6 protein-coding genes are annotated in these 13,579 nt (G+C 75.1%); all 6 read right to left on the reverse strand.

What is annotated here, in order from left to right:
- Window positions 1–71: 71 nt before the first annotated feature.
- Window positions 72–1,082, reverse strand: a complete 1,011-nt coding sequence (gene argF / locus ACFVYX_RS12315; protein WP_389681263.1) for an ornithine carbamoyltransferase — start codon at window positions 1,080–1,082, stop codon at window positions 72–74.
- 97 nt (window positions 1,083–1,179) lie between these two features.
- Window positions 1,180–2,415 carry an arginine deiminase gene (locus ACFVYX_RS12320; RefSeq protein ID WP_389681264.1) on the reverse strand — a complete coding sequence of 412 codons (1,236 nt, stop codon included), beginning with the start codon at window positions 2,413–2,415 and terminating at the stop codon, window positions 1,180–1,182.
- Between the two features lie 204 nt (window positions 2,416–2,619).
- A complete protein-coding gene (locus ACFVYX_RS12325) occupies window positions 2,620–5,076 on the reverse strand; it encodes a hypothetical protein (RefSeq protein WP_389681265.1) in 2,457 nt (818 codons plus the stop codon).
- Window positions 5,073–7,427 carry a hypothetical protein gene (locus ACFVYX_RS12330; protein WP_389681266.1) on the reverse strand — a complete coding sequence of 785 codons (2,355 nt, stop codon included), beginning with the start codon at window positions 7,425–7,427 and terminating at the stop codon, window positions 5,073–5,075. The genes ACFVYX_RS12325 and ACFVYX_RS12330 overlap by 4 nt, the downstream gene beginning before the upstream one ends.
- The gene (locus ACFVYX_RS12335) at window positions 7,424–9,976 is read right to left on the reverse strand and encodes a hypothetical protein (protein WP_389681267.1); all 2,553 of its coding nucleotides are present in this window, start codon (window positions 9,974–9,976) and stop codon (window positions 7,424–7,426) included. The genes ACFVYX_RS12330 and ACFVYX_RS12335 overlap by 4 nt, the downstream gene beginning before the upstream one ends.
- Window positions 9,973–13,569, reverse strand: coding sequence for a tubulin-like doman-containing protein (locus ACFVYX_RS12340; RefSeq protein WP_389681268.1), 3,597 nt, complete (start codon window positions 13,567–13,569; stop codon window positions 9,973–9,975). Before ACFVYX_RS12340 ends, ACFVYX_RS12335 begins: the two co-directional genes overlap by 4 nt.
- Window positions 13,570–13,579 lie beyond the last annotated feature (10 nt).

Here is a 13,579-nt window from a genome sequence, read left to right on the forward strand (position 1 = left end):
GGATCCTCGCGGGCGGCGGGCGGCGGGCGGCTGGGCGGGCGACGGGCGCTCGGGGCGGGGGGTGCGCGGAACTACGCCGAGGGGCCGGCCAGCGTGGCGACCAGGACCGCCTTGATGGTGTGCATCCGGTTCTCGGCCTCGTCGAAGACGAGGGAGTGGGCCGACTCGAAGACCTCGTCGGTGACCTCCAGCTCGGTCAGGCCGTGCCGGGCGTGGATGTCCCGCCCGACCGCCGTGCCCAGGTCGTGGAAGGCCGGCAGGCAGTGCAGGAACCTGACGTCCGGGTTGCCGGTGGCACGCAGCACGTCCATGGTCACGGAGTACGGGCCGAGGGCGGCGATCCGCTCGTCCCAGACCTCCTTGGGCTCGCCCATGGAGACCCAGACGTCGGTGGCCACGAAGTCGGCGCCCCTGACCCCCTCGGCCACGTCCTCGGTGAGGGTGACGGTCGCGCCGCTGGCCTCGGCGAGCTTGCGGGCGGCGGCGACGACGTCCTCGGCCGGCCAGTACGCCTCGGGGGCGACGATCCGCACGTCCATGCCGAGCAGGGCGCCGGTGACCAGGTAGGAGTTGCCCATGTTGAAGCGGGCGTCGCCGAGGTAGGCGAAGGTGATCGCCTCCAGCGGCTTCTCCGTGTGCTCGGTCATGGTGAGCACGTCGGCAAGCATCTGGGTGGGGTGCCAGTCGTCGGTGAGCCCGTTGAAGACGGGGACGCCCGCGAAGGCGGCGAGCTCCTCGACGGCGGCCTGGCTGTCACCGCGGTACTCGATGCCGTCGAACATCCGGCCGAGGACACGGGCGGTGTCCTTGACCGACTCCTTGTGGCCCATCTGGGACCCGGAGGGGTCCAGATAGGTGGTGGAGGCGCCCTGGTCGGCGGCGGCGACCTCGAAGGCGCAGCGCGTGCGGGTCGAGGTCTTCTCGAAGATCAGGGCGATGTTCCTGCCCCGCAGCCGCTGGACCTCGGTGCCCGCCTTCTTGGCGGCCTTGAGCTCGGCCGAGAGCGCGATCAGGGCGCGGAACTCCTCGGCGGTGAAGTCCAGCTCCTTGAGGAAGTGGCGGCCGATGAGGTCTGTGGCCATGGGACGCGCTCCTATGGGTACGGTCGGAGGACGGGCGATCGGGGACGTTGGAAGTGTATACGCACTTCAACATTTATATACAGCCCCCTCCGGTGACTCAGGCGGCGTCCCGCACCACCGGGCAGCTCATGCAGCGCGGCCCGCCCCGCCCCCGGCCCAGCTCACTGCCCGGGATCTCGATGACCTCGATGCCCTGCTTCCGCAGATGCGTGTTCGTCGTGGCGTTCCGCTCGTACGCGACGACCACACCCGGCTCCACGGCCAGCACGTTGCACCCGTCGTCCCACTGCTCGCGCTCGGCCGCGTGCACGTCCTGAGTCGCCGTCAGGACCCGGATCTCCCGGAGCCCGAGCGCCTCGGCGATGGCGGTGTGCATCTGCTCCGGCGGATGGTCCGTCACCCGGAGGGGGTGGCCCTCGTCCGCCCCCGGTTCGATCGTGTACGAGCGGAGCATCCCGAGCCCCGCGTACTGGGTGAACGTGTCCTCGGCCACCATCGTCATCACCGTGTCCAGGTGCATGAACGCCCGCCGCTTCGGCATGTCGAGCGCGACGATCGCGTGCGCCGAACCGGCCGCGAACATGCCCCTGGCCAGCATCTCCACCGCCTGCGGGGTCGTCCGCTCGCTCATCCCGATGAGCACGGCGCCGTTGCCGATGACCAGGACGTCCCCGCCCTCGATCGTCGACGGATAGTCGGCCTGCCCCTCCGACCAGTGGTGGAAGGCGCCCGCCTCGGGGCCGGTGAAGAGCGGATGGTGCTTGTAGATCGCCTCGAAGTGGACGGTCTCGCGCTGTCGGGCCGGCCAGCGCATCGCGTTGATCGAGACGCCGTCGTAGATCCAGGCCGACGTGTCCCGGGTGAAGAGGTGGTTCGGCAGCGGGCCGAGGAGGAAGTCGTCCAGGTCCAGGGCGTGGAAACGGACCGAGGTCGGCTCGCGGTGCGCCGCCAGGAACTCCCGCTTGGTCATCCCGCCCACGAGCGCCTCCCTCAGCGCGACCGCGTCGAGCGAGTCGAACGCGTCCCTGAGGTGGTCGGCGGCGAGCGGCCCGTACGCCTTCTCGTCGAAGACCCGGTCGAGTACGAGCGCGCGGGCGGCCGGCACCTCCAGGGCCTCGCTCAGGAGGTCCCCGAAGAGGTGCACCTCCACCCCCCGGTCACGCAGCACGTCCGCGAAGCCGTCGTGCTCCTGCCGGGCCCGGCGCACCCACAGCACGTCGTCGAAGAGGAGGGCGTCCTTGTTGGTGGGTGTGAGCCGCTTCAGCTCCAGATCGGGCCGGTGCAGGATGACGCGGCGCAGCCGCCCGGTCTCGGAATCGACGTGGAATCCCATGCGACCCATCCTGACGGAGCCGGGCGGCCGTGGCCCGCGTTTCGGACGAGGCGGGGGTGATCGCCGTCGTCGCGAGCGCGGGGCGCGGCCCCTGCCGTGGTTTCGGGCCGGACCGCCTGACGCCCTCGCCGCGCGCCTGAGCGCCGCCCGCGTCCGACGGGCGGCAGGCCCGCCGGCGGTCTTCGCGGGCCCGGGTGCCGCCCGTCAGGTGAGCCACCCCCAGGCGGCGATCAGGACGATCGCCGCCACCAGGCCGCCGAGCAGCACCGCGGCGCGCCGCAGGAAGCGGCGGGTGTAGCCGTTGCCGGGGTCCACGGGGTGGCCGGAAGGCCGGGACACGGCTCCTCCCGGGCGTGAGGCCGTGCGGGGCACGCCGTACGCCTCCTTGAGCAGGGTCAGCCAGACCGCTTCCGGCAGGCCGGGGCGCTCCCCGTCGACGATCAGCCAGAACGCCTCTCGGGCGGAGGGCGCCGGGCTCGTACGGAGCCGGGAGAGCAGCTCGGCGACCGTGCCGACGGGGGCGTCACCGCGATCGAGGAGCGGGCTCACCGCCCAGCGGTGCAGCTCGGCGGCGTTCGCCGCGCGCTGCTCCTCCGGCGGGTCGGACGGATCGGCCTCGCCGCCCGGCGGCGCGACGGCCCAGTACTCCTGCTCCAGGGCCACCTCGCACAGCTCCCTGCGCAGCGGATGCTCCCAGGACGGCAGGCGCCGGGCGGTCTCCCTGAGGAGAAGGGTGAGGACGACGTACGCCTGGGGGCGGCGCAGCGCGCCGAGCAGCTCGCGGCTGCCGCCGCGCTCGACGAGCTCCCGTGCCTCCTCCACGGTCCGTGCGATCGGGAGCTTGTGCACGAGCCCGGTTTCGGCCTCCCGCTCCCGGCCGCCGCGCGCCCTCGCCCAGGACCGCCCCTCGCCCGCACCGGGCCCGGTCCACACGGGCGCGACCAGGGGCAGCACGGGCCGGGGGTACGGGTCGGCCCCGGGCCGCGGCGCCCCCGGTGCGGGCGGGCCCAGCCGGCCCTCGGGGGCCCGCGTCCCGGATCCGCTCGGAGATCCGTCGCCCGCCGGGGACGCGGACCGGTCGCCGGGCTCCGAAGAGCGCGGCATCAACGGATCGTCCGGGTGCGCGGGGTCGGCAGGGGCGGGCGGATACGAGCGGGCCTCGGGAACGGCTCGGGGGCGAGGGTCGGGGGCGGGCGGATACGAGCGGGCTTCGGGGACGGCCCGGTGGTCACGATCGGGGGCAGTCGGACGGGCGGAGTCGGGGAAGGCCCGGTGGTCACGGTCCGGGGCGGGCGGACGGGCGGAGTCTGGGAAAGCCCGGTGGTCACGGTCCGGGGCGCTCGGACTGGCAGGGTCGGGGAAAGCGGGGCGGTGGCGGTCGGGGGCGGATCCGTCATCACCGTCGGGGACGGTCGGGAGGTGGAGGGTCTCCGGGATGTGCTCCGGGGCCTCCGTCTCCGGCCCGTACGGGGTGGGCCGGAGCTCTCCGGTGCCCGGGAGGTTCCGGTCGTCCGGTGGCGGGTCCTGGCGGAACCACAGGTCCGGGCGTTCCGACGGTCCGGGACGGTCGGCACCTCGGAGCACGCCCGGCGCCGGCGGCGGGACCTGGCCCACCGGGCGTCCGGAGGGCGGCGGATCCTCGGCGGTCCGGCCACCCGGTGTCCTGCCCCACCGCCGTCCCGCGGGCCTCGGGGCCTGGGCGCCGTCGTCGCCGTCGAGGACCTGGAGGGCGCGCGCGGGCCTCGGGCCGGGCGGGGCCGGGGCGTCCGCGTCGCCGTCGAGGGCCTGGAGGGCGCGCGTGACCGTCTCCAGGAGAGGGCCGCGGCGGGCGGCGGAGGCCGCGTGAAGGGCGCTGCCCACCGCGTACTCCCTGCCCTCGCCCTCCGCGACCCCCCTCAGGTGGTGGCGGACGAGCCGGTCCGCGGCCTCCTCCGCCCGGTCGCCGGTCCGCTCGCGCGGGTCGACGCGGCGGCGCTCGGTGTTGTGGCTCGCCGCGCCGGACCAGCGGCCGACGAACACGTAACGCAGGGCGGGGAGTTCGGCGGTGTCGTGGGTGGCGAAGGTCCACCGGCGGTCGGTGAGCGTGCCGAACATGCTGTGCAGTCCCCAGAGCACGGGGCAGGCGGTGTCGCCGTGTTCGTCGAGGACGGTGAAGCGTTCCTCGGGGTGACGCAGCAACTCCGCGACGGCGCCGGTGAGTTCCTCGGCCACGTACGGCAGGGTCCGGTCGAGCTCCCCCTGTCCCCGGCCGGTCGCCGGGACGAGTACCTCCTCGGGGATGACGGGCAGCCGCCCGCGCGCCTCGGCGGCGTCCAGGTCCGCGCCCTCCCAGTTCCAGGCGTGCAGCCCGAGGCAGACGGAGGGGTCGAGGAGCGCGGGCGATCCGACGAGGGCGTGGCAGAGCACGGAGGTCCCGCCGCCGGCGTCCGTGAAGGGGACGCGCCGGATCAGCATCACGTCGGCACGCCGCTGGAGGCGGATCAGGGCGGGCCGGGTCTCCTCGCCGCTCGCCCGGAGCACGGGGCCCGAGATACGGAAGAGGTTCTCCGCCTCGTCGCGCGGCCCGGACCAGGCCACCGGTCCGAAGCCGGTGCTGCCGGAGAGGTTCTCGCTGTCCCAGCGGAAGACGATCTGGTCGACCTCGTTCTCCGACCGTGTCATCGGACGATCCCCTCCGTAGGTCTCGCGGGTTCCGCCCCGGGCAGCAGCCCGCACATGGCGAAGAGAGAGAGCAGTGGCGCGAGAACCCGGCGCGGCCGGGCCCCGTGCGGGAACCGGTCGCCGCGTGCCTGCCCGCCGGTCGCGGCGACGAAGTGCAGGGTGCAGTCCGCGCAGTCGTCGAAGGGCTTCAGCCAGGCGGCGCCGGCGTGCTCGGCGAGGAAGGCGTACGCGTCCCGGCTCTCGGCCCGCGGGGCGACGGCTTCCCGGCGGCCGGGCAGGGCGCGGCCGAGCCAGCGGTCCACGACCGGTTCGAAGCGCACCAGGTCGCTCTTGTTGACGGCGAGCGCGGCCGGGGCCGCGACGAGTCCGCCGCGCTGCCGGGGGATGCGGTTCAGGACGGTGGTGAAGGCCTCGTCGCCGAGCTCGCGCCGGTGCAGTCCGCTCTGTCGCCTCACCGGGTCGAGGGAGGGCAGCCGGAGCGCGCGCAACGGGTCGAGGACGAAGACGAACGCGTCGACGCCCATCAGGAAGCGGCCGACCTCGCTGTCCTGGGCGAGGTCCTCGCCCGCGAGGTCGAAGAAGACGACGGGCCGGGGCGTCGCGCCGCCCGCCGAGACGAGCAGACCGTCGGCGAAGCGCGCGAAGGTCTGCTGTCCGGTACGGCCCAGCTGCCGTCCCTGGTGCAGGCTCTGCACGCGCTCGCGCAGATAGGTGCGGTGTGCGTCGGGGTTGAGCGGCCGGCATTTCAGACCGTACGGTTCGAGGCCGCCGAGCTCGACCTCGCCGAGCATGGCGGCGAGGAGGTGGGTCTTGCCGACGGAGGAGCTGCCGACGAGGGCGATGGAGAGCGGTTCCCCGTTGGTGAGGTAGGGGACGGGGAGTTCGTGCCCCTCGTCGCCGTCCCGGGTGTGGGGGCAGAGGTGGTACGCCTTGCGCAGGGCGTCCGTCCGGTGGCCGGGCCGCCGTTCGGCGCTGAGGTCGAGGGGGATCCGGTTGCCCTTGGTGTCGATGGTGACGAGCAGCCGTTCGTCGTACTCGACGGGGAGCAGGCAGTGCGGGCACATCCGGCCCCGTGACGGCGGTGCCGGTACCAGTACCGGTTCGGACGCGGGAACGGCGGGGCGGACCGGCTCGTCGCCGCCGCCGAAGACCCGGCGGAACACGGAGGTACGCGGGGGCCGCGGATCCCGGGCGGAGGCCTCCGGGGGGTCGGCGGCCGGTGCCGCGCCCGGCGGGTCTCCTCCGGCCAGCGCACGTTTCCGCGCGATCTGGGTGTCGTACTCGGCGCGCCACCGGTCGAGCGGGTCCGCCGCGCCGACGCCGGTGGCGAGCGGGTCGGGGACGTTGAGGAGCCGCAGCAGCTCGGCCGGATGCGGGCGTTCCGCCGCGTGCGGGGAGAAGAGGCCGCTGTGCCCGAGGGCCGCGAGGCGCCGGTAGTCGGCCAGGTCGCCCGGTGGGCCCTCGCCCCGGTCGGGGCGGCCGGAGAGCAGCCAGTAGGCCAGTGAGGCGACGGACCACAGGTCGTCGCGCGGGTCTGCCGGGCCGCGCCCCGCTCGCTGTTCGGGCGAGGCCCAGGGTGCGGTGCCGAAGGGCTCACGGGTCTCGCCGGCGCGCAGCGCCGCGAACGGTTCGCAGAGCCGTACGCGTCCACCGTCCCAGCGCACGGTGTCGGGCGTGATCGCCCGGTGCACGAGGTCGAGCTCGCCCAGGAGGCGCACGGCCATGGCGAGTTGCCCGGTGATCGCCTCCGGGTCGTCGGCACCGAGGCGCCCCGCCCAGGCGGAGAGCGGCCGCCCGCCCGGCGGCCGGTACAGCACGAAGGGTTCGGCGGCGGTGAGGTCGAAGCCGACGATCCGGGGCAGGACGGCGACGAACTGCGCCGTGCCGTACCGCCGTTCCAGGGCGACGGCGGCCGCGACCTCCCGCTCCAGGAGCCCGTACGCGTGGGGGTCTCGGTGCGCGGACGAGGCCAGCCGGTACTGGAGGACCGGCACCGCCCCCGCCCCCAGGACCGCCCGGCGCGCGAGGACCCCCGGGCGGCCGGGGGGCCTGTGGTCCTCCCCGTAACGCACGGCGAAGCGGAGCTGCGCCTCCTGTGGGGTGAGGAACTCCAGCTCCTGGTAGTACGGGTGGGGCGGCGGGCTCGGCTCGCTGAGGTGGTCGGGATGGTCGGGCCCGAGGGGGTGGCGGGGGTCGGACGGGCGGTTCGGGCCGGCCGCGGGGTCCTGGTGGTCGGGGCCGGTGCCGGAGCCGGAGTCGGGGTCGGGGTCAGGGGCGGCGTCTGGGTCGGGTCGGTGGTGCGGGTCGCTCGGGGGGTTCCGGTCGTCGTTCGGGTGGTTCGGGTCGGTCACGGTTCTCCCGCCTCCTCGGCGCGGACGGTGTGCACGACGTCCGCGCGCAGCGGTACGAGACGGAGGATTCCGGCGTGGCGTCCCGCACCGGTCCATACGACGTCCTCGGCGGTGCCCCGCCAGACGTCGTCCCCCGCGGCCCCGCGCCGCATCGCCTCGGGCACGAAGCGGACCTGCCGGGCGGCGAGCGGGTCGTGGGAGAGCAGCCGCAGGTGCTCGGGGCCGCAGAGCGCGACCGTGCGGGCGGGGTCGTCCCCGGCCAGGAGCAACCGGGCCACCGCGTCCGGGGCGACACCGGTGAGCCGGGCGGCGTCGGGCCGGTCGGAGCGGTCGGCGAAGGCGGCGAGGCCGGCGAGCGCGTCCGGGTCACGGAGACCCTCGTACCGGGGCGGCGGCGAGGCGGCGACGTCCCGCTCCAGGCGGAGGCGGGTCTCGTCGAGGAGCTCCGCCATCCGCTGCTCGTGGACGGTGGACGCGGTGGCGCCCGGGTCGCGCTCGATGCCCGCCCAGCACCGGTCGAGGATCAGCAGAGTGCCGGCGACCAGATCGCCGGCGAGCGTGTCGACGAGCAGGGGTCCCCCGTCGCCGTACCGCCGCTCCAGCCACTCGGGCGCGGGGGCGGGCGCGTCGGCCGGGGCGGGAGCCGGGACGGTGTGGTCCTCGTCGTACGGGCCGGACGTGCGGGGAGACGGGGGCGGCGGCGCGGGAGCCTCCGTCGGCGCGGGTTCCTCGTCCATGTCCGACCAGACGTCCTCCACCCCGCCGTCGGTCCAGTCCTGCCAGCTCCAGGAGGCCGTCACGCCGTCCGTCCCCTGCGGCGGCTCCGCCGGGGAGTCCTGCTCCGGTGGCGCGGCCCACGGCGGGTACGGCTGCCCGTGCGCGTACACCCGACCGTGTGCTTCGGCCGTCTCCGCGAGGTTTCTGAGCAGCCGGGACACCGCCGCCGCCCCCGAGGAGCAGTGGTGCCGCACCTCCGCGAAGAGCCAGTCGTGCACGGCGGTGGTGACGAGGAGCGTCTGGGTCTCCCGCAGGATCCGCCAGGCCTCCTCGGGGTCCGCGAGGGCCCACCAGTCGTCCACGGCCCGCGTCCAGTCGCGCAGCGCGAGGAGGACGACGGCGGTCAGGGACACGGCGAGCGCCACCGCCGCGAGCCACGACGGCGGGCCGAGGAACTGGCCGAGTCCCGCCCCGGCGAGACCGCCGAGCAGACCGCCGAAGAGGCGGGGCGCCGCGCCCGTGGCGCCGCCACCGTCGATCCGCCCGTCCGGGGAGCGGTTGGGCCTGCGCCGCAGCATCAGATGGGCGAGCCCGGCGGCGAGCACGCCGACGGCCGGGCCGAGGACCCAGCCGAGGACCGGCCACACCCCGGCGAGCAGGGCGAGGACCCCGGTCACGGCCAGGGCCACGGGGCGCGAGCCGCCGGCCGTGAACGGGTACCGGCCGCCGAGCCGCCGCAGCCGCTCGGGCCCGCAGATCGCGTCGAGCCGGGCGAGCCGGGCGGCGCTGCCGACGGGTGCGGTGCGCGCGGAGAGCGCGGCGAGCCGGGCCGCCGCGGAGCGGAGCGGGAGCCCCTTCCCGATCAGGTCGTGGGTGTGGTCGCGCAGGGCCGGGACGATTCCCGCCCGCGAGATCTCCCTGGGCAGCTCCGGCAGTTCGACGCCCCGGTCGCGGAGCACGCCACGGTGCTCGGCGGTGAGCCGGCTGCCGCCCGCGGCACCGAACGCGTCCGCGACGGCGGTACGGAACCGGGCCAGCTCCTCCGTCACCCGCTCGATGTCCCCCGGCAGGTCGACGCCGCGGCCTGCTCCGGTGAGGAGCCCCGCCGCGCCCCGCACCCGGCGGTAGCCGTCGACGGCGGCGCCGACGGCCTCGTCGCAGGCCGCGAGCCGGGCCCCTGCCCGGCCCTGCGGAGGGAGCCAGCGGTGGCCCGAGAGGGAACGGGGGACGCCCTCGTCGAGGAGGAGGGCGAGGGTGCCCGGCACCTGCTCGGCGGCGGACGCGGAGGCGGTGCCGGCCGGGACGTCCGGGCCGGTCAGCCCTTCCACCGCCTGCCGCCAGGCACGGGCCCGCGCCTCGTCGGTCAGGTCGTGCTCCAGGACGCGCACGGCGGGTACGGCGACACCGTGCACCACCTCGCCGAGCGCGCGGAGAACGGCGTCGAAGACCTCGGGGGTGGCCAGGACGTCGACGAGCGGGCGCAGGACGGCGTCGCCGGGGACGCCGTCCTCCACGGTGTCGAACAGCCACAGGACGCCCGCCGCGGGCGGGCGGAGCGTGAGGGAGCGGCGCAGGCTCCGCTCGCCCCGGGCGCCGACGGCCAGACAGACGATGTGGGCGGGTCCGTAGGAGGAGAGCCGCTCGTAGAGCAGCTGGTGGGCGACGAGCCGCTCGGCCTCGTCGAGGACGAGGAAGCGGCGCTCGCCGCCGGACTGGGGGGTGTCGAGGGCGGCGCGGACGGCCGCGTCGTGGTCGTGCGCCCCCGCCGTCCGCAGGTCGAGGCAGACGGCGTGGCCTGGCAGGGGCCGTTCGGGCAGGACACGCGGGCTCACACGGTCTCCCCGGGCTCGTCGTCGAACTCGGGCCCGAAGTCCGGCTCGGGTTCCAGCTCCCAGTCGCCCTCGTAGACGGACGGGAGGGGCGGGGGCGCTGCCGCGGGCTGGGGGGCGGGGGTGGTGCCGTATCCGGTACGGGGGTCGGGCGGCGCTCCGTTCCCGTGCGCGGGGGGCTGCCCGGCGCCCTGCCCGTGACCGGACCAGTGGCCGGACCCGGAGGCCGGTCCGGCGCCGTTCCCGTGGCCGGAGGCCGGGACGTGGTGGCCGTCGGCGGACCCGTGGCCGGTCCCGGGCCCCGGTACGTGGCTGTGACCGGGCCCCGGGACGTGCCCGACGCCTGGCCCCGGGACGTACCCGGCGCCGTATCCGTGCCCCGACGCGGGCACCTGCCCAGCGCCGTACCCATGGCCGTATCCGCCCTGCCCCTGCCCGGGGCCCTGGCCACTCGTCTGCGTCTGGCCGGCTCCCGGGCCGTGGCGTTCGTAGAGGGCGCGCAGGGTGGGCCTCACCGCGTGGGCCGACTGGGAGAAGCGCATGCCGAGGGCGCCCGGGTAGGTGACCGCCCAGAAGTGGCGCAGCGGGGTCAGCCATTCGCTGTCCGACTCGCCGTACTCGGCGACGAGCGCGTCGATCAGGGCGAGCTGGCGCGGGGCGACCTCCTCCACGAAGTGGGTGAAGAGGGGGGAGGGGGCCGACGGTACCTGCGCGAGGCCCCTGGGCAGGGCCTGCATGAGGCGTTCGCAGAACTGCTCGATGATCTGTCCCTCGTCGAGCAGCGCCCACCGCTCGTACGCGCGCAGCAGCCCCGCCCAGCTGGAGAGCGAGCCGTCGTAGCTCTCCAGGCGCAGCGACATGGTGGCGGACTCGCCGTCCTGGAGGCGGATGCGGACGAGATGGGGCGATCCCGCCGGGCCCTCGGCGGCGACGTGTCCGTTCCACATCGCGCAGAGCAGCCGGTGCAGGATGCGCTGCCGGTCCTGTTCGGTGGAGACCAGCCAGTCGTCCTGGTAGCCGAGCCGCTGCCGCCAGTGCAGGAAGTCGTCCTCGCTCGCCGCGTCGCGGGCCTCGGACCAGAGGCCGAGGACGCCGCGGACCTCGGAGATGTCGGTGAGGTTCATGCCGCTGCGGAAGAAGACGACGGTGAGGGAGTCGGTGTCGCCCGCCCGGCTCTCCGGGGTGACGCGGGCGGGCAGGTTGAGTTCCTGCTCCAGGTATTCGCGGGCCCGGCCGTCGGACTCGCTCGCCGGGTGCACGATGAGGATCTTGAGCGGGCCGCTGCCGTCGGGGACGAAGCCCACCGGGATGAGTCCGGCGAGGCGGGACCTGAACTGGTCGAGCCAGCGCGGGTCGACCTTCGCCTCGGCGGTCTCGTCGCCGGACGCGGCGCGGAGGAGCAGTTCCATGGAGGGCAGCAGGGGGCGCGCGAAGGCGTCCTCGTTGGCCTCGCCGAAGAGCCGCTTGACCCGCCGCTCCACGACCTGCTTGATCTCCTTGACCGCCGCGCCGGAGGAGCGGCGGACCGCGTCGAGGGCCCGCCGCCAGTCGTCGGGGCCGACGAGCCGGCCGAGGAGGCTCGCGGCGTCGGCGGACTCGGGCAGGCCCAGGCTCTGGGCGAGCCGGTCGACGACGTCGTCGTAGAAGGCGCGCAGGGTGTTCTGCGGGGGCAGCAGATAGGCGATGCCGGCCCGGTCGTCGCGGTAGAGGTCGCGGCGGCGGTCGGCGAAGGACTTCGCCTCGTCGTGCTCGTGGGCGCGGAGCGCCTTGGCGAGTTCGGCGACCTCGACGGAGGCCCGGTTCAGGGACGGCCGCCACTGCGCCTCGCCGGCCTGCCAGCCGCGGTGCCAGAGGGTCCTGGCCCGCCACTGGTACCAGGCCTCCTGGGCGGCGAGGGCCTCCTGGACGTCGGGGTCGCTCCACCGGGCGGGCACGATGCCGCCGACGGTGCCGCTGATCGGGGGGATGGGTGGGGCGAACGCCTGGACGTTCGGGGGGCGTTCGGGTTCGTTGCGGCGGTTGTCGAGCATGCCGGTGAAGCCTTCTCTGGCCACCCGGTCGGGGTGGCCCGGCAGGCCGCCCAGGACGACCTCGACCTGGAAGGGGTCCATGTGCCCGAGGAGTTCGCGTACGCCCGCGCTCGGCCTGAAGTCCTCGGTGAGGCGCGGGATCTCCCGGGCGAGACCGCTGTCGAGGCGGCGCAGTCCCTGCTCCATGCCCCCGAGCCGGTTCCGCAGCTCCTGGGTGATCTTGCCCTTCCCCCGGGGGAGTTGCTCGGGTGCGGGGACGTCCGGGGCCTCCCGGGTCCAGAGGCGGCCGATGCCGGAGCGGGTGAACAGTTCCCTGACCTGGTTCTGCCCCTCGCGGTCGGGCCGCCGGGCGCGTTCGGACATGCTGCGTACCGCCTGGGCGAGGAGGCGGGCGGCGACGATCTCGGCGAGGTCGTCGACGGGCACGGTGAGGGAGGCGGCGAGGCTGGTGGACATGCCGCGGTAGCCGATCCCCGTACGGCCCGGGGTGGAGCGCTCCACGGCCTTGTTGATGAAGCTGGCGGCGAAGGACTGGTAGTCCTCCTCCACCCGGGTCGCCGAGCCGTTGTCGTAGCCGAGGTCGGTGCCGATCAGCGACATCACCATGGCGGCGATGGAGCGGCGCAGGTCCTCGCTGCCGATGACGGACGGCTTGGAGAAGAGGAACGCGGTCTGCATGGTGGCGGGGCGCAGGGCGACGACGCCGTCGCCGGGGTAGGTGACGCTGAGCCGGCCGCGGTCCTCGACGTCGCCGACCTGGTCGACGGCGTCGGGCACGTTCTGGTCGTCGACCAGCCGCGAGAGGTCCACGAGGGCGCGGGCCGAGTTGAGTTCGGCCTCGCGTCCGCCGCCGGCCTCGGGCGGGAATGCGGAGGGCATGACGACGAGCGGGTAGATCTTCACCCCTGGCACGTGGGCGTTGCGGAACTCGTGCCCGATGAGATGGATGAAGTCGTAGAAGATGCCGGCTCCGGTGCCGCCGGCGACGGAGAAGGCGACGAACACGTCGCAGCCACGGATCCGGCCGCCGCCGACCCGCCGGAGGTCGCCCGCGGACTGCCCGATGGCGCCGATCGCCTCGCGGAGCTGGCGCAGGACGGGTTCGAGCCCGGACCGCAGGGTCGCGAAGAGCGCGGCGCGGCCGACGGTCGGCAGCTGTCCCGCCCCGTTGTTGAGGGGGGCGACGCGCGGCTGGCGGGCCTGCGGCGGCAGCCAGAGCCGGGTCTCCTCGGGGACGGAGACGCGCAGCATGCGGGTCACCTCGGGCGAGGAGTCGAAGTCGGTGGGCAGCAGGTCGCGGACCATCCGGGAGGTACGGGCGAAGGCGGCGCCCTCGGCTCCCTTCGCCCGGAACTGGGGCTGGCTCAGCAGTTCGCCCTCGCTGAAGTCGGCGTAGACGAACTGGAGGCAGTCGGGCAGCTGGAAGGGGAGCCGGCGGCCGCCGTCGACCAGGTCGGTGCCGTCGGGGCCGCAGAGTTCCCGGCGCAGGCTGCGTTCGAGTTCGCTGCCGATGCGTCCGCCGGTGCCGCCGAGTCCGACGAACAGCATGGGCTGGTAGATCTTCATGTCGTTCTCC

It is taken from the genome of Streptomyces sp. NPDC058326 (genome assembly GCF_042879855.1).
Classification (GTDB): Bacteria; Actinomycetota; Actinomycetes; order Streptomycetales; family Streptomycetaceae; genus Streptomyces.